This is a genomic window from Dyadobacter luticola, from assembly GCF_005860805.1.
In the GTDB taxonomy this organism is placed as follows: domain Bacteria; phylum Bacteroidota; class Bacteroidia; order Cytophagales; family Spirosomataceae; genus Dyadobacter; species Dyadobacter luticola.
In genome coordinates, this window is sequence record NZ_VCEJ01000005.1 from 830,220 (window position 1) to 854,450 (window position 24,231).

A 24,231-nucleotide genomic window follows, 5' to 3' on the forward strand; every position below is an offset into this window, starting at 1 on the left:
ATAAATTGATGGATTTACTTAACCCCTCACTGCCAACGCCCCTTCAGGAACTTTCGCATGAAATCCTGGACCGTGCCGAGGTTAAACTACTCATCAAAAGAGACGACCTGATCCATCCTATCGTGTCGGGAAACAAGTGGAGAAAGCTAAAATACAACCTGATCGAAGCAGAAGAAACGAAACAAAAAGCGATATTGACATTCGGCGGGCCTTATTCAAACCACCTTTACGCCACTTCCGCTGCCGGAAAAGCAATGGGTTTTGAAACGATCGGGATCGTGCGTGGCGAAGATAATGAGTTAAATCAGACTGATACCCTGAAATTCTGTAAAGAGCAGGGCATGAAACTGCATTTTGTTTCCAGGGAAGAGTACCGCAAGCGAAATACATTGTCTTATCTGCACGAAATCGTTAAAAAATTTAACTACCCATTTTTGATCAATGAAGGTGGCACGTCCAGCCACGGACTAAAAGGTGTAACCGAAATGGTGACCGAAGTAGGCGAGCAGCTTGGCAACCAGCCCGACTATTACGCAGTTTCGGCGGGTACGGGCGGTACTACGGCCGGCATACTTTCGGCGGGCGAAAATGTGCTTGCGTTTTCAGCATTGAAAGGCGGTGAATTTCTTGAAGCGGATATCAATGAACTGCTCAGCAGCTTCGAGCATCGGGGTAAGCTGAAACTTTTTACAGAATATCATTTCGGCGGTTATGCCAAATACAACAGCGAGCTGCTCGATTTTATGAACCGCTTCAACAGCGATTTTGATATCCAGCTTGAACAGGTCTACACCGGCAAAATGTTCTTCGGCCTTTTCGACCAGATCAGGAAAGACTATTTTCCAAAAGGAACTACGATTGTAGCCGTACATACCGGCGGCCTCCAAGGCTTGCTCTAACCGATTTCCGTGGCAACTTCCTCGCTGCTGTCGGCGGTTTTGTGTTTGATAAATTCCTTGATCAGGTCTCGGTCTCCGGCGATCCAGAGCACGTCCAGGTTTTCAATGATCATGGATGAATCAGGATTGAGAATGCGTTCGCCATTTCTTTCCAAACCGACGATCATACCCTGAGTTTTTTCTCGTATCCCACTGTTTCTGATCGACTTGCCGCGAATGTTGTATTCATTTCTGACTTCTATCCTTTCTAATACGATGCTGTCTTCATGGGCCATGTAAATGTCCCCGTTGGTACTTACCTCGACATGAACCCGGAAGTCATCTAACTGATCGTCGGTACCGATCACTTCGATGCGGTCGCAGGGATAGAGGACTTCGGTAGGGCGGGGCAGGTGGATGGTGCTGCTTCCCCTTTCGATGAGCACAACGTTGATCCCAAAATGTTCCCTGATTTTCAGTTCCTGCAAGGTTTTGCCAATCAAATTGGAATCCGCGCTTACTTCCAGAAACGCGAAGTGTGCGTCCCAAGGCAGTAAGATCCGCTTCGATTTGCCGCTGCCTTCCAGTTGTCTGGCATTGAGATTTTGTAAAAAACGGTCTTCAATCTTGCTATAAAATTGTTGTAGTCTCTGGTAAAATATGGCAAAACCCAACACCATAATGCCGCCTGCGACGCTCAGGGCAGTGGGCGTAGCAAAAAAGGAATTCAGTAAAAATCCCATCAGAATAATGGCAATGAGTACCCTTGAAAGTTCGAGGAGCAGCAAAGGGCCACGGCTGTATTTCCGACTCAGCCAAATGGCCGAGTACGCTTTCCGATTGGACCTTTTAAAAACCAGCGCCCACAAAAACGGGGACACCAGTAAAAAAGTGATTACAAAAAGTACAGAATTCGTGATAAATGTCTCAGGGATAAAGGCATGAAGCTCGTCTGCCAGCTGGCGGGAAGCTGCCAGAACGATGCCGATCACGACCACCGAGTTGAGTATGATGGTCTGCGCGTAAGATTTTAAGATACTGTTCCAATGTGTTGTCTGGCCGATGGTTTCGGTACTTGTGCTGTAACGGTTCAGGTATAGACGCCATTTTTCGGGCAGCACTTTTTCCAGCCACTCGTACAAAGGCTCCGATGCCTTCATCATGTAAGGTGTTGTAAATGTGGTAATCACGGACACACCGACGGCGATTGGATAGAGAAAATTGCTCGTCACTTTTAGGGCCAAACCCAGGTTAGCGATGATAAAGGAAAACTCACCGATCTGTGACAAGCTCATGCCTGATTGCAGTGATTTTTTCAAAGGCTGACCGGAAATGACTGCACCTAACGTTACAAAAAAGGTTTTTCCAAAAACAACAACCAGCACCAGGATGGCAGTTGGTACTGCATATTGGATCAATAATGTAGGATTGATCAGCATGCCCACCGAAATGAAGAATACCGCTCCAAAAAGATCTTTCAAGGGTTTTAGTAAATGTTCGATTTTCTCGGCATGCGTAGTTTCAGCCAGGATTGATCCCATAATAAATGCACCGAGCGCCGCGGAAAAGCCGGCCTGCGTCACCAGAAACACCATTCCAAAACAAAGTGCAACGGAAGTGATCAACACACTTTCATCATTCATCAACTGGCGGTAGCGGCGCAAAAGCGTGGGAAACACGAATATGCCGCCCAGAAACCAGATTGTCAGGAAAAAGAATAGTTTACAAATGGATTGCAGCATTTCGATCCCTGCAAATTGCTGACTGATCGATAATGTTGACAATAAGACCATTAACAAAACGGCGGCAAGATCTTCTATCACCAGAATGCCCAGTACAACCCTGGTAAACTGCTGCGTTTTCATGCCCAGTTCATCGAATGCACGGAAAATGATCGTGGTGGAGGATATGGCAATGATACCTCCCAGGAAAAGACTGTCAGTTTTGCTCCATCCGAGAAGCTGGCCGGTGATGAAGCCAGTCGCCAGCATCATAGAAACTTCGAAGAGGCCCGTGATAGCGGCAGTATTACCTACTTTGACGAGTTTTTTAAAACTGAATTCAAGTCCCAGGTTAAAAAGCAAAAAGATGACACCGATCTCCGCCCAGATCTCGATGGTTTTAATGTCGGTTATGGTAGGGAATAGGTGAAAATTGGGGCCCACGAGCAGTCCGGCCAAAATATAGCCGAGTACGATCGGCTGTTTTAATTTTTTAAATATGAGGGTGATCACCCCCGCCATCGTCAGGATGAGAGATAGGTCAACAATAAGTTGTGGAACATGAGTCATGAAGGGTATAAGTTGATGGATCAATAAAATACAAAAAGCCTTTGACTAGTCAAAGGCTTTTCTGATATAAAACCGTAAAATGGGGCTTGTACGACTTAACCTACGCTGCCTTCCAAACTGATTTCCAATAGTTTCTGCGCCTCTACCGCAAACTCCATCGGGAGCTGATTTAGAACCTCTTTTGCATAACCATTTACGATCAGCGCCACAGCTTGTTCAGTAGGAATTCCGCGCTGGTTGCAGTAAAAAAGGATATCTTCTCCAATTTTAGAAGTTGTCGCTTCGTGCTCCACCGTAGCGGATGGGTTGCTTACTTCAATGTATGGAAATGTATGCGCACCGCACTTATCGCCCAGCAACAAAGAGTCGCATTGCGAGAAGTTACGCGCTTTTTCGGCTCTCTTGAAAACCTGTACTAAACCGCGGTACGAATTCTGGCTTTTGCCTGCCGAGATACCTTTTGAAACGATGCGGCTTTTGGTATTTTTCCCGATGTGGATCATTTTGGTACCCGTATCAGCCTGCTGCATGTTGTTTGTTACTGCAACGGAATAAAACTCACCGATCGAATTATCGCCTTTCAAGATCACAGACGGATATTTCCAGGTAATTGCGGAACCAGTTTCAACCTGGGTCCAGGATATTTTAGAGCCCGGCCCATCACACAATCCGCGTTTTGTCACGAAATTGTAGATACCGCCTTTTCCGTCTTTATCGCCAGGATACCAGTTTTGTACAGTCGAATATTTCACATTTGCATTGTCATGGGCGAAAATTTCCACTACCGCAGCGTGCAACTGGTTCTCATCACGCATCGGCGCAGTACAACCTTCGAGGTAACTTACCTGACTGTCGGCATCGCCCACAATCAATGTGCGCTCAAACTGACCTGTACCGGCAGCATTGATCCGGAAATAGGTCGAAAGCTCCATCGGGCAGCGGACGCCTTTTGGAATGTATACAAACGAACCATCTGAAAATACGGCCGAATTCAGCGCAGCGTAATAGTTATCTTTTGGCGGAACAACCGATCCAAGGTATTTTTTAACAAGGTCAGGATGCTCACGGATCGCCTCGCTGATAGAGCAGAAAATGATGCCTTTCTCTTTCAGCGCGCCCTTGAACGTCGTAAAAACCGACTCCGAATCCATCACGGCATCTACCGCAATACCCGAAATCCTTTTCTGTTCATTCAGTGAAATTCCAAGCCTCTCAAATGTGTTACGCAACTCAGGATCAATGTCATCAATGCTCTCGACAGCTTTCTTTTTCTTAGGCGCCGAGTAATATTTGATAGCCTGAAAATCGATTTTAGGATAGTGTACATTTGGCCATTTAGGCTCAGCCATGCTCAGCCACAAATGATAAGCTTTCAGGCGCCATTCCAGCATCCATTCCGGCTCATTTTTTTTTGCAGAAATAAACCTGACAATATCGTCACTGAGCCCCGCAGGGGCCTCATCTGCCTCAATATCAGTTACAAAGCCATATTTGTATTCCGAACTGGTGATTTCCTCCAACAATTCTTCTTCTTTGCTCATAGTCTTAAATGATCACACTGTGTTTGGTAATATGGTAACACAGAGAAACGGGATTGAGTTTAATCGGGGGATCAAAAATAGGGAATTTTGGCGAGAACTGCCCGGTTAAAGATAACTATGGGAAGCCAAATAGTTCTGTACATAATCCTTCACACCCGCTTCCAGCGAAGTAAAAGGTTTGTCGTAACCGATCGAACGAATTTTGCTCATATTGGCCTCGGTGAAATACTGGTATTTATCGCGGATATCTGCCGGCGTATCAATGTAAGATATGTCCGGCGTCTTGTCCATCGCATTGAATGTACTGATCACGAGGTCTTTAAATGTTCTCGCTTCGCCGGTTCCCAGATTATAGATACCCGAATTTTTCCGGTGGTGCATGAAGAAAATACAGACGTCGATCAGATCTTTGACGTAAATAAAATCGCGCATCTGCTCACCATCTTTGTATTCCGGGTTGTGAGAGCGGAAAAGCTTCATTTTCTCCGTCGCCTTGATCTGGTTGTAGGCGTGGAAAATGACGGATGCCATTCGTCCTTTGTGGTATTCGTTGGGGCCGTAAACATTGAAAAACTTCAATCCTACCCAGAAAAACGGTTTTTCTTCCTGCTCCAAAGCCCAGATATCAAACTCATTTTTAGAATCACCGTAAGGATTCAGCGGTTTCAGTTGGGATAAGGTAGTTTCATCGTCATCATACCCATTTTCACCCAGCCCGTAAGTCGCTGCGGAAGAGGCATATACCAACGGAACCTGGTACGCCACACATTTCTGCCAGATCGATTTGGAATAGTTGACATTCAATTCATCGAAGATTTCTTTATCAAATTCAGTAGTATCTGTGCGGGCGCCAATGTGAAATATGAACTCAATGTCGCGGCTGTTTGCATCGATCCAGTCAAATAGTTCGCTGCGTTCAACTTTTTCCTTAATTGTCTTACCTTCAAGGTTTTCCGCCTTTTCGATTTTAGAGAAATCATCGACGGCAATTATATTTTTGAAACCATCTGCATTGAGACGGCTGATTAATCCGCTACCGATGAAACCGGCGGCACCTGTTACAATAATCATTGGAGATAAAGTCTGGTTAATGGGATTTTTTCCGGTATACCCTTGTTAAAAGGCAAAACTACGGATACAAGCTGTAATTTTGTACCCGATTTAATACGAGTGAAAAAGTTTTATGATTTACGTAACAAGGAAAGAGCATTTTAATGCGGCCCACCGGCTTTTTAATCCGGCGTGGTCTGATGAGAAAAACCAGGAGGTTTTTGGCCCTTGCGCCAATAACAACTGGCATGGGCATAACTTTGAGCTGATTGTTACGGTGAAAGGCAAACCGAACCCGGATACCGGTTTTGTCATCGATTTAAAGGTTTTAGGAGATATCATTAAAGAAAAAATTATTGATAAAGTCGATCATAAAAACCTCAATCTCGATGTGGATTTTATGAAAGATAAAATGGCTTCGTGCGAAATTTTTGTGATGGAAATCTGGAAAATCCTCGCGCCAGCGGTAAATGAAGCTGCTGATGATGCCCGTCTTCACTACATTAAGCTCATAGAAACTCCCAAAAACTTCGTAGAGTATTACGGAGAATAGCAACAAAAAGGCTACATGAAATACTACCTGGTTGCCGGCGAGCGTTCGGGAGACCTTCACGGCTCCAACTTGATCAAAGGCATCAGGGAAAATGACCCTAATGCAACTTTTCGTGGCTGGGGTGGTGAAATGATGCAAACGGAAGGCATGGAACTTGTCACGCATTACAAGGATACCGCTTTCATGGGTTTCCTGGAAGTAATGCTGAATCTGCACAAGATTTCCGGATTTCTGAAAAAATGTAAAGCCGATATCCTTGAATATCAGCCCGATGCATTGGTTTTGATTGACTATCCGGGCTTCAATTTGCGCATTGCGGCATTTGCCAAATCCAAAGGCCTGAAAGTCTTTTATTACATTTCCCCGAAAGTCTGGGCATGGAACCAGAAGCGCGCCTGGAAGATCAAAAAGAACGTCGATCACATGTTTGTGATCTTCTCCTTTGAAGTGGATTTCTACAAAAAATTCGACTATAAGGTTGATTATGTGGGCAATCCGCTGATGGATGCCATCGCAAATTTCCAGCCCGATACTGATTTTCACGCCAAAAACAACCTTCGTGCCGACAAGCCCATCATTGCGCTGCTTCCGGGCAGCCGCCAGCAGGAAATCATCGGCATGCTGGATTTAATGCTGACCGTCCAACCACATTTTCCTGATTATCAATTTGTCATCGCTGGCGTGAGTAACCTTCCAGCAAGTTTGTACCAGAAATACATTGCCTCGCACAATGCTGTGATTGTTTACGAAAAGACCTATGATCTGCTGAAAATCGCACAAGCCGCATTGGTTACTTCCGGCACGGCAACATTGGAAACTGCTTTATTCGGCGTGCCAGAGGTAGTTTGCTATAAAACGAGCGGTTTTTCCTACGCCGTCGCAAAGCGGCTGATCCGGATCCCATTTATTTCCTTGGTAAATCTGATTATGGAACGGGAAGTTGTAAGGGAATTGATTCAGGATGAGCTGAATGAAACATTGCTGGTCGAAGAACTGGGAAGCATTTTGCCTGGTGGTGCGAAGTATGAAAAACAATTGGCTGATTATCAGGCGTTGAAAGAATTGGTCGGCGGGCCGGGGGCTTCTGAGCGGGCCGGACGATTGATTGTTGGATATTTAAAATGATAAACTTTTAAATGAATGGATACTGCAATCTCGATTGTTGACAACAAACCCGAATAGCTGGCCGACATTGAAATGGAGATTGTGCTGGATTAGAGCAAGTCGCCTATTTGAAAATAGTTTCCAAATTAATTTCCATCTCCGGAAAAATATTCGACCGCAATTTGTGGATCGCAGGCCTCATGCCTACATATCTTCCTTCCTCATTCAAAACATACACGAAAACGGCATCCTCGGCAGGCTCTACCAGCCAATACTCCCGCACACCGCATTCTTCATAAAGCGTAAACTTATTATCCATTTCCTTGCGGGAATTTCCGGGAGATAATATTTCAATGATCAGGTCAGGCGCACCGAGGCAACCCCTGTCATCCAGTTTCGATTCATCGCAGATAATGCACAAGTCAGGCTGAACGACAGTATAGATTTTCCCGTCCGAAACGTCCTGATTTTTCTTGGGTAAACGAACATCAAATGGCGCTAAAAAAACATTGCAATAATGTCCTTTGAAGAAAGTACCAACCTCCAAATGCAGATGTCCCAAAATAGTCTGGTGCCTCCGCGAAGACGCCGGGGACATTTTGAAAATCTTACCTTTAATCAGTTCCAGGCGCTCCTCGAATTGCCAGAGCAAATAGTCCGCGTAAGTATAAGTGCCGCTTAAATCGAGTTGATTGATGTTTGTGATGATACCCTGCATAGCATATTCGTTTCAGGTAAAGCTACCTAAAATCAAGAAAAGACAGAAATTTCAGCTACATCAAGTCTTCCGCTTTTTCTTTCGCGCCGAGGGAAACAACACATTATTTAAAATCAACCGGTACCCGGGCGAGTTGGGGTACAAATTCAGATCGGTCGGCATTCTTCGACCGCCGCCGCCGCGACCTTCCGGGTCGTGGCCGCCGTAGAATGTCCACTGGCCGCGGCCCATTTCGCCGTAAATGTAACGGTCGGAGGCGCTGCTGGTGCCCATCACGAGCACATTTGGCTTGACGGTATATTTGGAAAACGCGGTGGTTTGCCCGAAAAATTCGCGGATTAAATGTTCGTGGTTTTGTACCAGCATCGCCGGTATTACGTCCCATTTTGCAGAAAAATCGAACACGGAAAAATAAGCGTCATTTTCGCCCCATCCGCGGTATCTGCCCGCGGCAGAGTTAATGTCCGAGAAATTCATTCCTTCGTATTCATCCAGCACCAGCTTGAAATTCTGGAAAGCAAATGTTTTCTCAAAGTCCAGCTTCGACTGCGCATCCGGGTCGATGCCGTCGCCGTCGAGATTATCCACAATGTCTGTACCTTCTGCGGCGAGTGCAATGTCAAATGTTTCAGCGCCGGAGCACATCGCGAAGAGGAAGCCGCCGCCCGCGCAAAATTCTTTAATCGCCTTCGCAACAGCCAATTTCATTTTAGAAACTTTGGCATAACCAAAACGATTTGCGATCGCTTCCTGCGCCTTAATGTCCTGCTGCGTTGTCCTGCGCAGGTTTTTGCCAAACTGACCGGTAAAATCTTCATGATGCAAATGCAGCCAGTCATACTTCGGAAGATCACCCTTGAGGATTTCTTCATCGTAAATGACCTCAAAAGGAATTTCGGCATATTTCAAAACCAACAAAACAGCATCGGTATTTTCAAATTCTGCCGGGCTGATCTTGATAGGAGAATAAACCGCAATTTTAGCCGCCTTAAAAAGCTTTACCACATCCATGTTCACATTCGGATCACTAATCTGGGCCACGATCTGCGCACTGGAAGCTTCGGATAAAACTTCATAAGATATCGCCCGAACTTTACATTCATTTTCGATGGACTTGCTATACTGCACTTTGAAACTTCCACCCCGGTAATTGAGCAGCCACTCCACTTCAATGTCGCCTTTTAATAAAAAATAAGCGAGGCCGTATGCTTTCAAATGATTGGTTTGCGCCTGATCCATTGGGATCAGGATCTGATTTCCCATGCAGGCACCCGAAATCAGGAACAGAAAGAAGATGAGCGTCTTTTTCAGCATACAGAACAGGATTAGGAATTCAGGGAGCTTAGGGTAGGGGAGGTGATCAAATTTAACGAAATAAAATCACTTTTGTGCGCTGACCCTCAGGTTTTTGCTCATGCTGAAATCCGGTTCTGAATGTTGCCCAAGAACACCTAGCTGAACCGGATCGTATGTTTAAATGGTGTGAAACCCGTCAGAAAAACTGTTGGAGCTTCCATCGCGGGCAGGGCGCCTCTCAATGCAACATTCTTATGCAGCCCAAGTCCCGGCCCGAAGGAAATGGTACCGCCTCCAAAATTGTAGCTGCCGGTACCTTCTTTCAAAAGCCACGAATCTTTGGTGTTCTCAATTTTAGTGACGCCTTTTAACTCGCCGCCGGGTCGAAAAATCAGTTCCAGCGCCGCCGGGACACGCTCGGTGCCATTTGTCGTGATCTCAATTTCCATCCCATCGGACGTCTCTTTTATCATAACTTTGGTTTCCAGATGCTGCACTTCACTTTGCGGACGATCGGTACGCGGCATTTTCTCCCAGTCACCGTCGGCTGAAATTTTATCTTTGGCAATTGGTTGATAGTAAGGCCCATCCAGCTTTTGGATCAGCTCCCAGACATTACCATTTTGATTTAACTTTTCAAACTGAAACTGACCTTTCCCAAAAAACGAAGACGCAAACCGCACGCCCTGCAAAACCGCCGAGCCTTTCATGAATGTAAACCAAACCGGATTGTTAGCGATCAATGTGCTGTCCCAATTATTCCGCCTGATCCGCACCAGTCCCGAATTAGGAAATGTTTTCACATAATTTAATAGCAGCGGCTTCTCACCCGGCAGGTTTTGCCATAATGTATTGTCTGTCAGAAGATAATCCAGGAATCCGCCCGTTTTCAGGCCAGCCGTTTTTTCAATGAGCTTGCACATGGCCGCGTACTCCCCATTCTGATCTTTGATGGCGAGATAGCGGTAGGGATAATAGTAATTTTCAAGCGTTCCGATCACCGCTTTATCCTGCCTGCCCGACGCATCGGTCACCACTTCACCATTCGGATGCACATAGAACATGGTCATATCCAGGTTTTTCCGGACGTAATCCAACAGTTCCGGTTTTTTCACTCCCTTTGAAATGGTGATCAGCAGCCGGTCTGTCAGCGACGAATAGATGAATGTGCTTTTTTCATTGAACTGTCCATCCTTATCCATATCAATGTGCTCGCCGAGCCACTGCTCAATGCGGGCCACATATTTCGGGTTTGGCCAAAGCTCGTTCAATTTGGTCAGTGCCGCAGAAACCACCCAGCGGTGATTGGGCGTATGGATTCCCCCAACGCTCAATGCATCTCCGGCGCGCAGGAGGAATGTTTTCAGGTTTAGCAGCATCTTGTCCGCGCCTGGTGTACCTGATTTTTCAATCAATGTATAAGCCATCGCAAGCCTTTTTACCAAGAAACCGGTATCAGGCGTCGAGTGAAAATTGGTTGATAGCAGGTCTATTGTACCGTCAGCATGCTGGGTTTTGACGAGGTACTTTGCCGCCAAATCCATATCTGCCAGCAAATCAGTCGATTTGTAAAATTTAGATGTCGGAGAAAAAAGCCCGCAGGCGCCCCACTGGATCAATGCTGCAGTACTATGCGGGTTCAGAATGTCGTAACCATCTTTCAATCCGCCCAGCGCCTGATCACCCTGGTTTTTAACCTGATACGATCTGAGCGAAGCGATTCCCAGATCATTTTGTGCGACGAGTGCAACCAACCAATCGGGCATCGGGTCGACATAAAACTTAGGTAAAATAGCTGAAAATGAAACGGCTGGAATGCTGCAAAGGGCAAGGGCACTGGCGGAAACAAACTCTCTTCTGTCCATGAAATTGCGGTTACTTACTAGGATAGAAAGAATGCCGTAGGATAAGAATACTTTACCTGATCGCTGGATATTATTTAAGTTCATGTATTAAACACTACCCACCACTTAATTTTTTGTCATGAAAACGACTTTACTGCGCAACCTCAGTCTGGGGTATCTGCTACTGCCCAATGTTATTTTTTCAATCGCATGGTTCAGGGTCCCCGTATCTGTTTGTCTAGTTATTGGGCTGATTTTCATGTATGTGCAGGGCTATGAGCGTGGCAAGAACCTGCAACCGGTACTCAAAGCGAAAGACCTGCTCAAATTCGCAGTCATCTCACTTTTGCTGGTAGCTTTCTCGGGCATCGGCGGCTTTTGTTTCCAGGCATTTGACTACTGGGCGCACAATTCCAAATATTACACGCTTTACAATCATTCGTGGCCGGTGCAGTTCAAAGAAAACAGCCGCTACGCCTGCCACTATTTCGGATTTTTTCTCGTTCCGGCGCTTATTTCCAAAATCTTGGGGGAATTGTCGGGGATAGCATTGTACCTCTGGGCTTCGATCGGCCTGTTTCTGGGCGTCTGCTGGGTTTTTATTTTTACCAACAAATCCTATATTTCCTTCGTCCTGTTTCTTTCTCTGGGTGGGATCGGACATTTATGCAAGGTGCTGCTGCTGCAAGCGATTGATCTGAATTATCACGTCCCACCATTTTTTACCGAGATATGGCCGGTCATGTACCAGACCCAGTGGGCGCCTAACCAGCTAATTCCCATCATTATCGTGTCCTGCATTTTGTTTTACGACTTTGCCTACATGCAGCGACCGGAGCGCAGCTTCCTGGCCGTGATCGCGATTTTCATCTGGGGGATTTTTCCATCGATCGTGTTCGTATTTATCTTCTCCATCCTGGTGCTGATGCGGTATGTGAAAAATCCCAAGGCCTTACTTTCTGCCCAAGCCATGATGAATGTACTGGTGCCCGCGCTGATTTTTATCCCGACGTTTTTTTATTTTCTGGCGGGCAAAAGTTCCGTTATTATGGGTTTTATCTGGCAGTTCGATCCGCTGAATGAAATCGCATTTCACTATTTCTTTGGCGTGGTAGTGGATCTGATCGTTTTGGTAGGTCTTGTCCTGATTTTGGACTTGCACAAAAGCCGCTATCGCAACATTATATATATCCTTTTTACGCTGCTGATTTTGATCTCTCTGGTGCGGATGGGTAAGTGGAATGATTGGTTTTTACGTGGCAGTACACCGATCCTGACCTTGTTATCCCTATTTATCCTGCACCGTTTTTCGGCCTGGGCGAAGGAGCGGCCCGATTGGTATAAGATGAAAATGGCCTATCCGATCCTGATTTTTCTTTTCATGGGTTCAGTCGTGCCTATCTCACACATTACCAGGGCTATGCAGCAAAACCTGATTACGGAATTGCTTTTTCCGGACATTGTGGATTTTGTCCCCTATCCTTATAATAAGTTTGAAGACTTTTATCAAATGGGCAAATCCATTTATTCCGAACAAGAAGCCAACCAGTTTCTCGGCGAGCAGGGTTCGTTTTATGAGCTTTATTTATCGAGGTAACTACTTCGTTATTCTTCTTTTCGCTCGATCGTTTTAAGGAATTTCGGTGCTACCCGGTTTTTCGAAACTTGCTCGTAGGCGTAAGCTATGCCGATCAGCGCCGGTTCGCTGTATGCTTTTCCCAAAAATGAAATCCCGACGGGCAGCTCGCTCAGGTTTCCCATGGGTAGTGTGATTGACGGAAAACCCGACACGGCAGCGGGGCCGTAAGCGCCGTAGCCTGTCCAGAAATCGCCATTTATCGGGTCAATGCACCAGGGTGCGCCGGTAGCCGGGCCGCAAAGTGCGTCCAGTTTTTCTTTTTCAAAAAGCGTATTGAGTAGCTCTTCTACATGGGTTATTTTTCCCAAAGCCGCTTTATAATCAGCACTTTCCAGGTCTTTTCTGGCCTGGGAAGTTTCAAATAACTCCTGCTTGAAATCCGGCATCGCCTTCGCCTCATTGCTGGAATTGAATGCAATCAGACCTTCCAGCGACTTGATCTTTGCATTGGATTTGGACAAATATTGGTTGACGCCATCTTTAAACTCGAACTCCAATAATGCTGATTCCGCACCGTCGGTTTGCTGGGTTTTCATATAATCTACTTCCACGATGGTCGCGCCCTGGCTGCGCAGCTGGTCGAGCGCCTTTTTGAGTAGCGCGTCGATGCCCTCGTGGTCTTTGAGAAATTTCGGGTCAATACCGATGCGCTTTCCTTTTAAAGCATTAGTATCCAGGAATTTTGTGAAATCTGTTGGGGTCGGTTCTTTGCTGGTATGTCTCGCAGGATCAGCAGGATCGGTGCCCGTCATAATCCCTAGCAATGCCGCTGCATCTGCAACCGTCCTGCCAAAAGGTCCTGCCGTATCCTGGGTTTTTGAAATCGGTATAATCCCCGACCGGCTCACGAGGCCCACCGTCGGCTTAATGCCTACGACACCATTCATAGAAGCCGGGCAGGCAATCGAACCATTTGTTTCCGTACCCACCGCGACGGCACATAAGTTGGCCGCCACCGCTACCGCCGAGCCGGAACTCGATCCGCAGGGGGAACGATCAAGCACATACGGATTTTTCGTTTGTCCGCCACGGCTGCTCCACCCGCTGGATGATCTCGTCGAGCGAAAGTTGGCCCACTCGCTCAGATTAGCTTTTCCAATGATAACTGCACCTGCGTCCCGCATTTTTTGCACAACAAATGCATCTTTGGAAGCAATGTTGCCCGCCAGCGCAATTGAGCCGGCCGTAGTTTGCATCTTGTCGGCGGTGTCAATGTTGTCTTTAATGATGATTGGGATGCCGTGCATCGGGCCGTGCACCTTACCGTTTTTTCTTTCCTGATCGAGCGTTTCGGCAATGCTGATGGCGTCGGGGTTAGTTTCGATGATCGCGTGCAGCTGCGGGCCGTTTTTATCCAACGTCTCAATTTGGTCGAGGTAAAATTGTGTCAGTTGTTTGGAGGTCAGCGAGCCGCTTTTCATTCTTTTCTGTATCTCGGCAACCGATATTTCCAGTAAGTCCGATCCTTCGCTGGCAGCCTTGTTGCCCGCGCCGGGCTTGCAGGAAAAATTTGAAAATGCGACGTAAGAGAGGCTCGTAGCAGAAGCTAGCTGGATAAAATTTCTTCTTTTCATGATAAGGGCTAAATGCGGTGCAGATGCAATATAAGCAACATTTGCACTGGTTGGACGACAGGTTTTGTATCCGCTACAACCATTTCATGCTAAGAAATGCAACATTTATGTCAAGATAATAGAATGCCTACGACAAAATCTGACAACCGTGTAGTTATTTATCTATAAATCAGACAAATAAATAATTAAATTGTACTATTTATTTTGGTGGCATGATTATTTATTTAACTTTGCCAATGAAAATTATAACCTAAATAATTCACATATGAGCTTCCTACCAAAAATGGTGTACTACTGCGGGAAGTTTTTCTTTGCAATGATCCTTTTCGTTGCGATGATAATTTCGACAATCATTTCACTTCCTTTTATAGGTGTGGGATTGATCAAGGATGCGATGACATTGCATCTTGAACCAACTGATCAGAATACTTCTTTTGAACATTATAGCTAATGTGAAAGAACGCAGGGAGGATAAAGGGTGCCAGCCGGGAGGTTAGCACCTTTTTTTATTTTCAGGCGGTCAACTTTTTATCCGTATCCTTTTAACCAAGGTCAATTCGTTGAAATGGCGTAATTTTCGCCCCGGATTCAATAAAATACCTTCATGATTCAAGTGCCTGCCCCAGTCAAAATTGCTTTCCTATTGTTTATCAGTGGCTTTGTAAACTACGTTACTGCACAGGACAAACGCTATGTATATGAGAAGGGCATGATGGGCTCGCCGTTCAAACTGATTTTTTATACTTCCAGTGATTCCATCGCCGATCTAGCCGCAAAAAAAGCTTTTGACCGGGTGGCTGAGCTCAATGAGATCATGAGCGATTATCGCGACGGTAGTGAAATCAACCGGGCTTCGGCGCAGTCGGGTAGTGGAAAGTGGATCAAAGTGAGCAAAGATCTCTTCGATATTCTGGCGGTTTCTCAGGATATCAGTGCTAAAACCGATGGTGCTTTTGACGCAACCATGGGTCCGCTTGTGCAAATGTGGCGGCATGCAACCCGCAAAGGCATTTTTCCTACTGAAACTGAAATCCGCGAAGCGAAAAGTAAAACCGGCTACACCAAGCTGAAAATGGATAAATCGACGCAGTCAATCTTACTTACTCAAAAGGGAATGCGGCTGGATATCGGCGGTCTCGGCAAAGGTTATGCTGCCGAAGAATCGCTCAAAGAATTGAAAAAAATGGGCATCACTTCTGCCATGATGGACGCTGGCGGAAAAATCGTGCTCCTTAACCCGCCGCCGGGCGAGGAAGGCTGGAATATAACGGTATCAAATGGCAGCGATTCGTTGAAAACCATGAAGTTGCATAATGTTGGCCTCGCTACCTCCGGCCCGACTTACCGCTTCATGGAGTACAAAGGTGTCCGCTATTCCCACATTGTTGATCCAAAAACCGGCATCGGCCTGCTCTTTCACGTCCGCACCACTGTCATCTCCCCCGACGGCACCGTAGCCGACGCGCTGGCCACTGCTTTCAGTGTGGCTGGAATAAAAAAGAGTAAAATCTATCTTCATTCGTTCCCTAAAAGTAGGGTCTGGCTGGTGGAGAAGCAAGGCGAGAAAATCGCCGAGTGGAACATGCTCGAATAACCCCTGATTGCTAGGCACAATACATTGAATAGGATAATTTTTTTATAAAATTCAATCAAACGAACATTTTAAACATTCGTTTAAACTAATCATTTAAAACGTTTGTTCGTCTCTGTAAGAATGATAATCTTTGGGTAATAAATCGAACCTGCCGTTGTCGTTCAAGTACTTAACCTAACAGTCAGAGAAGTGAAGTGCGTTTCAGAAAAAAGCGAAGACAAGATCAGAGAGGCGGCCAAGCGGGTTTTTCTTAAAAAGGGGTATGATGGCACCACGTCACGCGACATTGCGAACGAAGCCGACATGAACATTGCCCTGACGAATTATTATTTCAGAAGTAAGGAAAAGTTGTTCATCGAGATTTTTAAAGATTTGATGGGCCTTTATTTCCAGAGCGTAATCGATATCCTGAATAAGCCGGTGGATATTAAAACCAAGATTTCTGAGGTAATCGAAAATAATTATCAGATGATGAAACAGGAGCCGGACCTGGTGATTTTCATCATGAACGAAATACACAAAGTGCCGGAGAGGCTTTTGTTGAAAATACCTCTCTACCAACAATTTAAGTCAACATTGTTTAGCCAGCAGCTCGAAGCCGGGATCAAAAAAGGTACGTTGCGTCCTATCCGGATAGAAAGTATCTTACCCTTAATGACCAGCTGTATTGAATTTCTTTTCCTTGGAAAAGGTATTCATCAACAGGTGTTCAATATGTCGGATACGGATTTTCAGGAATTCGCGGAAAGTCATAAAGAGCATGTGAAGGCGATGATTTGTAATTACCTGATCCTTGCGGACTGATTTTTTTTCAAAAAGTGTTAATCAAACATTTAAAATAAACATTTATTTGAGCCGACCGTCATTCATCACGGATGACAACCGTCAGTAAAAAATGAAATTGGAATACAATGTCTGCCGGTCGATATTCATCAATGTTTAATACAAAATCAGGCTGAATGTTGATTGCGTAAAGAAGGCCAGAATTTAAGCAGGTGGCATACTATTTTGAACTGCAAGTAACTGCCTCTATATAGATCAGACCTCGCAGAATTTACTTTACAATCGCTTGTCATTCAATTTGTTTTGAATTACGTTTTGCAGGTGGCCGTTTTGGGCGATGGTCACATTTCAGGGCAGGAAGTTCGAACACAATATGATTACAAAAGGCAAAGTGATTTTTTACAGTTGCAGGCCGAAAAAAGAAGCTGAGATTTTAATGGCTTTTTAACGGTAAAATACAAAACGATTGCACGATTTTTTGAACTAGTGGAACTTGAATGCGGTTTCATTTACACTCACGATCCTAAAAGTATTTAACATGAAAAATAACTACTTCAATACCAATTAATAAGCCTGATATCTTCTGATCAGGCCGCAGCCTGATGCCACCCGGCACCCCAATAAAGAAGCTGTTGATTCTGACATTAATTAATTATGGGTAAAAAATTAAAAAAACGCGTCGCGGAGTTCAGAGACCCCGATGAGGCAAGAGCGAAAGGAGTCTATCCATTCTTCAGACCAATCGAATCCGGACAGGATACCGAGGTCATTATTAACGGGAAGCCGGTCCTGATGTTCGGATCCAATTCCTATCTGGGACTCACTTCTCATCCTTACATTATCGAGGCTTCCCAAAGGGCGGTCCAAAAATACGGCACAGGATGCGCCGGCTCCCGTTTTCTGAACGGAACGCTGGACATTCACGAAGAGCTGGAAGCACGGCTCGCCAAGTTTGTCGGCAAGCAGGATGCGATCCTTTACAGCACAGGATACCAGGCTAACTTGGGTGCATTGTCTTGTCTGACAGGCCGTAACGATTACCTGATCCTCGACGAAAGCGACCACGCTTCGATCATCGATGGCAGCCGTCTTTCATTTTCCAAAGTGATCAAGTACGCGCACAATGATATGAACGACCTTCGCAAAAAGCTGAGCATGTTGCCGGCCGATGCGGACAAGCTGATCGCTACCGACGGTATTTTCAGCATGGAAGGGGATATCGTGAATTTGCCCGAACTGAATGCAATCGCAGCAGAATATGATGCTACTGTTTTGGTGGACGATGCGCATAGTCTTGGCGTGATCGGTGAAAAAGGTGCAGGAACTGCTTCCTATTTTGGGTTAACCGACTCGACGGACCTGATCATGGGAACATTTAGCAAGTCGCTGGCTTCCCTGGGCGGATTTATCGCTGGCGACGCCGATGTGATCGATTATATGAAACACCGCGCACGCTCGCTGATGTTCAGCGCAAGTATGACACCGGCATCCGTCGGAAGTACATTAGCGGCACTGGATATCATTGAGTCTGAGCCATATCACATGGAGCGTCTCTGGGCAAATACAAGATATGCCAAAGAGCTTTTGCTGGTCAACGGTTTTGATTTGGGCCGCACCGAAAGTCCGATTCTGCCGCTTTATATCCGCGACAATGAGAAGACTTTCATCATGACGAAACGTTTGCAGGACGACGGGATTTTTGTGAATCCGGTGGTTTCTCCGGGTGTTCGTCCCGAGCAGTCTTTGATACGCTTTTCTTTAATGGCTACACACACATTCAGTCAGATAGAAGAAGCAGTTGACAAAATGGCCCGCGTGTACCGCGAGGTTTGTCCGGAAGCGATCAGAGAAAGACAACAGCTATGAAGCGAATAGTCCACGTAAACTCTCCTAAAGAACTCAAATCGTTTATCGATTTCCCGCATGATTTGTATCAGCACGATCCGAATTATGTGCCCGAACTCTTCATAGCCCAAAAGGATATGCTAACGCCGGGAAAGCATCCTTTCCACGAACATTCGCAGATCCAGCTTTTCCTGGCCTACGAGGGTGACAAGATTACCGGAAGGGTAGCGGCGATTTATAATACCAATCATATTGCATTTACAGGGCAGCAGGATGGTTTTTTTGGGTTTTTTGATACGATCGATGATCAGGAAACCGTGGACTTGCTTTTGAAAGAAAGCGAAAAATGGCTGAAACAAAAAGGTGCCAAAACGATCGTAGGACCCGTCAATCTTTCGACAAACGAAACTTGCGGCACATTGATAGAGGGCTTTGACCGCCCGCCTATGGCGATGATGGCTTACAACGCGCCGTACTACCCGGCCTTGCTGGAAAATGCGGGTCTGGAAAAGAAGACAGATTTGCTGGCGTACGAAATTAATATGGACACCGCCAGTGACCGGTCGATCCGGATGATTGACGCGCTGGAAGGCAGGCTCAAAAAGAACGGTATCGTGATCCGTCAGGTGAACCTGAAAGATTTCAAGAATGAGGTGGTAAAGATCAGGGAAGTGTACAATTCGGCTTGGGACAAGAACCTGGGTTTTGTTCCGATGACCGAAAAGGAGTTTGATTATCTGGCCAAAGATTTGAAAATGGTCCTTGATCCAAGGTTCTGTCTGGTGGCCGAAAAAGATAACAAGCTGGTCGGATTTATACTCGGTATCCCGGATATCAACCAGATTTTGATAAAAATAAAAAGGGGAAGATTGTTGCCGACAGGGATTTTCAAGCTGCTGTTTGGCAAAAGCAATATCACCAGGATCCGCGTGCTGACATTGGGTGTGGTAGAGGGTTACCGGAAAATGGGAATTGAAGCGTGCTTGTATGGGCGAATTTTGAAAAACACAGGAGGTACCAAGGTCACCGGGGGCGAATGTTCCTGGATGCTCGAAGGAAACTACCTGATGAACCACGCCATCGAGCAGATTAACGGACGACTGTACAAGCGGTACCGCCTGTACGAAAAACCGATATGAAAGAAAAAGTATTGATCACCGGTGCGAGCGGATTTATAGGCTATCACCTGGCGGAAGCGGCGCTCGAAGCGGGCATGGAAGTACATGCGATGGTGCGCCCTACCAGTGACCTGACTTCTCTCAAGGAGTTGCAGGTAGCCCAAGAGCAATCGGGAAAACCGGACGCGCTGGTGTTTGTCAATGCTGATTTTAGTTCAAAACTTTCTTTGAAAACCTTGCTGGAAGAGGGACAATATACTTCCATCATTCACGCAGCGGGGGTTACAAAGGCAAAGAGTGCCGAAGCTTACAATCTGGTTAATGCCGGATATACATTGAATTTGGCTCAGGCAGCAATGTCGTCGGATATCCCACTGCGACGCTTTGTTTTCCTGAGCAGTCTTGCCGCCATCGGTCCGTTGGCATATTCGGAAGAGCAGCCTATTACAGAAAGAACTTCGCCTGTGCCGGTAACGGATTATGGCAGAAGCAAGCTGCTCGCCGAACAATACCTGGAACAAGTAAATGGCCTGCCGTTGAGTATCATCCGCCCTACCGCTGTGTACGGACCCGGGGAGAAAGATCTGTTTGTTTTATTCCGGACATTGAGCAAAGGGCTGGATGCCTACATCGGCAAAAGACCTCAGCGGCTGAGTTTTGTTTATGTAAAAGACCTCGTGGCAGCGACCATGTCGGCCCTGAGTGAAAACAAGCTCGAAACCACCATTTACAACATTTCCGACGGCCACTCCTACGACCGCTATGCCCTCGCGGACCGTTTCAGGGAGATTAGCGGCAAGCATATCATCAGGACACACCTTCCCTTGTTCCTGGTAAAAATCATGGCCGGTTTTATGGATCTGCTCTACGCATTTTCATCTCGTACACCGGTTTTGAACAGGGAAAAATTAAAAGAACTGACAGCGCCAAACTGGATCTGCAGTATCGATGCCGCACGGAACAATCTGCATTATCAGCCGCAATATGATCTGCGGCAAGGTCTTACGGAAACTTTAATGTGGTATAAGACGAATAAGTGGCTATGAAAGCAGATTTGAACTCACCCAATGAAAACAATATATAAAACGATATGGCCACGCATACTACTGACCTTCATTCTGTTACAGATGATCTCGGCAGCAGCTATATCGCAGGAGGTTACGACTACCATCAGAGGAAAGATTACCGACGCAAGGTCGGGTGAAACATTGCCTTACGTGTCCATCATCATTCCCGGTACCACGATGGGTACTGTGTCGGATATCGACGGAAAATATGCGATGACATTAAAAGAGAATTATACTTCTATCAAATTCTCCTATGTAGGATACGTCACCGTCGAAAAGCCGATTACACAGGGTATAGACCAGGTCATCGACATTAAAATGGCGGTGGATGCTTCGATGCTGAAAGAGGTGACGGTGAAAGGAAAAGGCAGGTACCGCAATAAGGATAATCCGGCCGTGCAGCTGATCCGCGAAGTAATTGCGCACAAGGACCAGAACAAAATGGCAGCCAATGAATATGTCCAGTACGAGCAGTACGAGAAAATATCCATGGCGCTAAGCAACCTGTCGGACAATTTCAAGGACCGCCGCATTTTCAAGAACTACCAGTTTTTGTTCAAACAGCAGGATTCTACTGCGATGGGCGGCAAAAACATGCTGCCTGCTTACATTGAAGAAAAGCTCTCACAGGTTTATTTCCGGAAAAATCCATATACCAAAAAGCAAAAGGTGTTGGCCGGTCGTCGCGCGGAGTTTGACTCGAAATTTGTGGATAATGATGGTTTGAGTAAATATTTCAACCGGCTTTATGAAGACATCAATCTTTATAATAATGATGTTTCGGTAGCGACCAACCTGCTGCTGAGCCCGATTGCCAACTCGGCTCCGACGTTCTACAAATTCTTTATCCGCGATACCATCAAAACAAGCACGCCGTGGCTGGTAGAACTAGGTTTCGTGCCTAGAAATAAGACAGATATGCTTTTCGAAGGCAAGCTGTATGTGACGCTGGACGGAAACTATGGGGTGCAGAATGCGTATTTGACTGTAAACAAAGACATTAACCTCAATTTCATGCGGGATTTGGAAGCAAGTCTCGAATTTGAAAAAGGGGATGACGGCCGCTACCATCCAAGCAGAACTACCCTGGCGATGGAATTTGCGCTGGGTGAAAAAGGCGGTGGTTTGTACGGAAAGAGGGTTGTGGATTTTAAAGATTACAAAATTAATGAAAGCCAGCCCGACAGTGTGTACCGTGGCCCGGCCGTAGAAGTTGCTTACAATCCCGAAGTCAAAACAGGCGAATCTTTCTGGAACAGCGCACGTCACATTCCCTTGGAGAGGACCGAGCTGGATATTTACAGAAACATTGATACCCTGCAAACGATCCCGTCTTTCCGCCGCACGATGGACATTGCCACGGTATTCCTGGCAGGTTACAAATCTTTCGGAAAAGTGGAAGTAGGGCCTTTCAATACCTTTTACAGCTTCAACCCGATCGAAGGTTTCAGGTTACGTTTCGGAGGTAGGACTACTACGGAGCTGAGCAAGCGGGTTTATTTTGAGACTTATGCAGCTTATGGTTTCAAGGACCAGAAGTGGAAATATTTCCTGAGCGGTACCTATTCGTTCAACAACAAATCGGTCTATCATTTCCCGCTGAACTACATCCGCGCGAGTTACCAGCGAGATACCAAAATTCCGGGTCAGGAGCTGCAATTTGTGCAGGAAGATAACTTCCTTTTGTCATTCAAAAGAGGGGATAATAATCGCTGGCTCTACAATGATATTTACAAGCTGGAATATGTGCGGGAGTTCGAAAACCACCTTTCCTACAAAATCGGGTTTACCCAGTGGCGGCAAACTGCTGCGGGTATCCTGCGCTACGAAACCTTGGAAGAGGACGGCCAGCTGAAAAATGCGGGATCTCTGAGCAATACCGAGGCAAACTTCGAATTGCGCTATGCTCCGAATGAGCAGTTTTACCAGGGAAAACTTTACCGGACGCCGATTATCAACAAATATCCGATTTTCACACTACGCTATAATGCAGGTTTGAAGGGAGTTTTTGAAGGTCAAAACAGATACCATAACCTTGCCGCGAACATTAACAAAAGGGTATACCTCTCGCAGTTTGGTTATGCGGACGTGACTGCGGAGGGCGGCTATACATTTGGCAGCAAAATCCTTTTCCCGCTGCTGACCGTACACCGCGCCAACCAGACTTATGCCTACCAGCTCAACTCTTATAACCTGATGAACTTCCTGGAATTCGTCAGTGATCATTATGCGAGTGTGGATGTGCAGTATTATATGAATGGGTTTTTGTTCAACAAAATCCCGCTTTTGAAAAAATTGAAATTGCGTGAAGTATTCAGTTTCAAAGGTTTAATGGGCGGTTTGCGGAATGAAAACAATCCGGCTTACAACAATTCCTTGTTCCGGTTTCCTGTGGATGAAAATGGCAAGCCGATCAGTTACACGCTGTCTCGCGAGCCTTACATTGAGGGCAGCGTAGGTATAGCCAACATTTTCAAGCTGCTCCGCGTGGATCTGGTAAAACGGTTTTCTTATCTAAACAATCCGAACGTTTCGGAGTGGGGTGTGCGGGCGAGGTTTAAGCTTGATTTTTAAAGAGTTAAATAAAATATGAATTACGCGATCATAGCTGCGGGAGAAGGTTCACGGTTGGCGAAGGAGGGTTTCAAACTTCCAAAGCCAATGGTAAGCCTGCATGGTGAAATGCTGATCGACCGGCTGATCGGGATTTTCATGCGGAATGATGCGGAGAAAATCCTGGTGATCATTAATGAAGAATCGCCTGCACTGGAAGCACATTTGGCGGAGCTGAGTTTGACATTACCGCTTTCTGTTTTGAAAAAATCAACCCCCAGCTCGCTGCACAGTGTGTACGAATTGTTGGGCACAGATCCTGAACTCGACGCGGTTTGCATTACGACGACGGATACGGTTTTCAAGGAAGAGGAGTTCGGCGGATACATTTCAGCATTTGAAAGCCATGTTGAAATCGATGGGTTGATGGCGGTGACCACTTTTGTGGATGATGAAAGTCCACTGTATGTGACTGTAAATGAGGAAAATGTTATCACAGCATTTACCGATAAAAACACGACGCAGACCGAATTTATCTCCGGCGGCATTTATTGTTTTCGCAAAAAGGCAATCGACAATGTGGACCTGGCGGTAAAAAGCGGACTGAGCCGGATGCGTAATTTTCAAAGACAACTGATCGAAAATGGGGTGAAGCTGCGGGCTTATCCTTTTTCAAAAATCGTGGATGTGGACCATGTGAGTGATATCCGCACCGCAGAACTGTTTTTGAGGCCGGAAGAAGTGGCGTAGAAAACAAAGGAGAACAAACTGACACCAATCATA

The 24,231-nt window shown here is 46.0% G+C and carries 19 protein-coding genes; 12 read left to right on the top strand and 7 right to left on the bottom strand.

The genetic code is table 11. The features are described 5' to 3' along the window. The first annotated feature begins 8 nt into the window (after positions 1–8). On the top strand, positions 9–899 hold the full coding sequence (locus FEN17_RS22590; protein ID WP_138367642.1) for a 1-aminocyclopropane-1-carboxylate deaminase/D-cysteine desulfhydrase: 891 nt from the start codon (positions 9–11) through the stop codon (positions 897–899). Here FEN17_RS22590 and FEN17_RS22595 read toward each other — a convergent pair. The 3 genes from FEN17_RS22595 to rfaD form a co-directional block, all read right to left on the bottom strand. Continuing rightward, on the bottom strand, positions 896–3,169 hold the full coding sequence (locus FEN17_RS22595; RefSeq protein WP_138367643.1) for a monovalent cation:proton antiporter family protein: 2,274 nt from the start codon (positions 3,167–3,169) through the stop codon (positions 896–898). The genes FEN17_RS22590 and FEN17_RS22595 overlap by 4 nt on opposite strands. Positions 3,170–3,264: 95 nt before the next feature. Beyond that, on the bottom strand, positions 3,265–4,710 hold the full coding sequence (sufB, locus tag FEN17_RS22600; RefSeq protein ID WP_138367644.1) for a Fe-S cluster assembly protein SufB: 1,446 nt from the start codon (positions 4,708–4,710) through the stop codon (positions 3,265–3,267). Between the two features lie 105 nt (positions 4,711–4,815). After that, a complete protein-coding gene (rfaD, locus tag FEN17_RS22605; protein WP_138367645.1) occupies positions 4,816–5,781 on the bottom strand; it encodes an ADP-glyceromanno-heptose 6-epimerase in 966 nt (321 codons plus the stop codon). A gap of 112 nt (positions 5,782–5,893) precedes the next feature. Here rfaD and FEN17_RS22610 point away from each other — a divergent pair, with 112 nt between their 5' ends. Beyond that, positions 5,894–6,313 carry a 6-pyruvoyl trahydropterin synthase family protein gene (locus tag FEN17_RS22610; protein ID WP_138367646.1) on the top strand — a complete coding sequence of 140 codons (420 nt, stop codon included), beginning with the start codon at positions 5,894–5,896 and terminating at the stop codon, positions 6,311–6,313. Positions 6,314–6,328: 15 nt separating this feature from the next. After that, on the top strand, positions 6,329–7,438 hold the full coding sequence (gene lpxB / locus FEN17_RS22615) for a lipid-A-disaccharide synthase (RefSeq protein ID WP_138367647.1): 1,110 nt from the start codon (positions 6,329–6,331) through the stop codon (positions 7,436–7,438). A gap of 103 nt (positions 7,439–7,541) precedes the next feature. On the opposite strand, the gene FEN17_RS22620 is transcribed toward lpxB, so the two are convergent. The 3 genes from FEN17_RS22620 to FEN17_RS22630 form a co-directional block, all read right to left on the bottom strand. Further along, complete coding sequence (locus FEN17_RS22620; RefSeq protein ID WP_138367648.1) at positions 7,542–8,135, bottom strand: Uma2 family endonuclease; 594 nt, start codon at positions 8,133–8,135, stop codon at positions 7,542–7,544. 60 nt (positions 8,136–8,195) lie between these two features. Continuing rightward, positions 8,196–9,449, bottom strand: coding sequence for an asparagine synthetase B (locus tag FEN17_RS22625; RefSeq protein ID WP_138367649.1), 1,254 nt, complete (start codon positions 9,447–9,449; stop codon positions 8,196–8,198). Between the two features lie 137 nt (positions 9,450–9,586). Continuing rightward, positions 9,587–11,296, bottom strand: coding sequence for a hypothetical protein (locus FEN17_RS22630; protein WP_138367650.1), 1,710 nt, complete (start codon positions 11,294–11,296; stop codon positions 9,587–9,589). 118 nt (positions 11,297–11,414) lie between these two features. On the opposite strand from FEN17_RS22630, the gene FEN17_RS22635 reads away from it, so the two are divergent. Beyond that, on the top strand, positions 11,415–12,872 hold the full coding sequence (locus tag FEN17_RS22635) for a hypothetical protein (protein ID WP_138367651.1): 1,458 nt from the start codon (positions 11,415–11,417) through the stop codon (positions 12,870–12,872). Between the two features lie 8 nt (positions 12,873–12,880). Here the strand turns inward: FEN17_RS22635 and FEN17_RS22640 are convergent, their stop codons facing one another. Beyond that, complete coding sequence (locus tag FEN17_RS22640) at positions 12,881–14,488, bottom strand: amidase (protein ID WP_138367652.1); 1,608 nt, start codon at positions 14,486–14,488, stop codon at positions 12,881–12,883. 265 nt (positions 14,489–14,753) lie between these two features. Here FEN17_RS22640 and FEN17_RS22645 point away from each other — a divergent pair, with 265 nt between their 5' ends. The 8 genes from FEN17_RS22645 to FEN17_RS22680 all read left to right on the top strand — a co-directional run bounded on the left by FEN17_RS22645 (position 14,754) and on the right by FEN17_RS22680 (position 24,198). Further along, the gene (locus FEN17_RS22645) at positions 14,754–14,939 is read left to right on the top strand and encodes a hypothetical protein (RefSeq protein ID WP_138367653.1); all 186 of its coding nucleotides are present in this window, start codon (positions 14,754–14,756) and stop codon (positions 14,937–14,939) included. A gap of 153 nt (positions 14,940–15,092) precedes the next feature. Continuing rightward, positions 15,093–16,082, top strand: coding sequence for an FAD:protein FMN transferase (locus FEN17_RS22650; RefSeq protein ID WP_138367654.1), 990 nt, complete (start codon positions 15,093–15,095; stop codon positions 16,080–16,082). A gap of 189 nt (positions 16,083–16,271) precedes the next feature. Further along, positions 16,272–16,886, top strand: coding sequence for a TetR/AcrR family transcriptional regulator (locus FEN17_RS22655; protein ID WP_138367655.1), 615 nt, complete (start codon positions 16,272–16,274; stop codon positions 16,884–16,886). A gap of 633 nt (positions 16,887–17,519) precedes the next feature. After that, positions 17,520–18,731 (top strand): serine palmitoyltransferase, encoded by a 1,212-nt coding sequence (gene spt / locus FEN17_RS22660; protein ID WP_138367656.1) that lies wholly within the window; start codon positions 17,520–17,522, stop codon positions 18,729–18,731. Beyond that, on the top strand, positions 18,728–19,849 hold the full coding sequence (locus tag FEN17_RS22665; protein WP_138367657.1) for a GNAT family N-acetyltransferase: 1,122 nt from the start codon (positions 18,728–18,730) through the stop codon (positions 19,847–19,849). Before spt ends, FEN17_RS22665 begins: the two co-directional genes overlap by 4 nt. After that, entirely contained in the window at positions 19,846–20,874 is a 1,029-nt protein-coding gene (locus tag FEN17_RS22670; protein WP_138367658.1) for an NAD-dependent epimerase/dehydratase family protein, read from the top strand. Before FEN17_RS22665 ends, FEN17_RS22670 begins: the two co-directional genes overlap by 4 nt. Positions 20,875–20,895: 21 nt before the next feature. Continuing rightward, the gene (locus tag FEN17_RS22675) at positions 20,896–23,469 is read left to right on the top strand and encodes a DUF5686 and carboxypeptidase-like regulatory domain-containing protein (RefSeq protein ID WP_138367659.1); all 2,574 of its coding nucleotides are present in this window, start codon (positions 20,896–20,898) and stop codon (positions 23,467–23,469) included. A gap of 15 nt (positions 23,470–23,484) precedes the next feature. Next, positions 23,485–24,198: a nucleotidyltransferase family protein gene (locus tag FEN17_RS22680; RefSeq protein WP_138367660.1), complete on the top strand. Its 714-nt coding sequence runs from the start codon at positions 23,485–23,487 to the stop codon at positions 24,196–24,198. Positions 24,199–24,231: the final 33 nt, after the last annotated feature.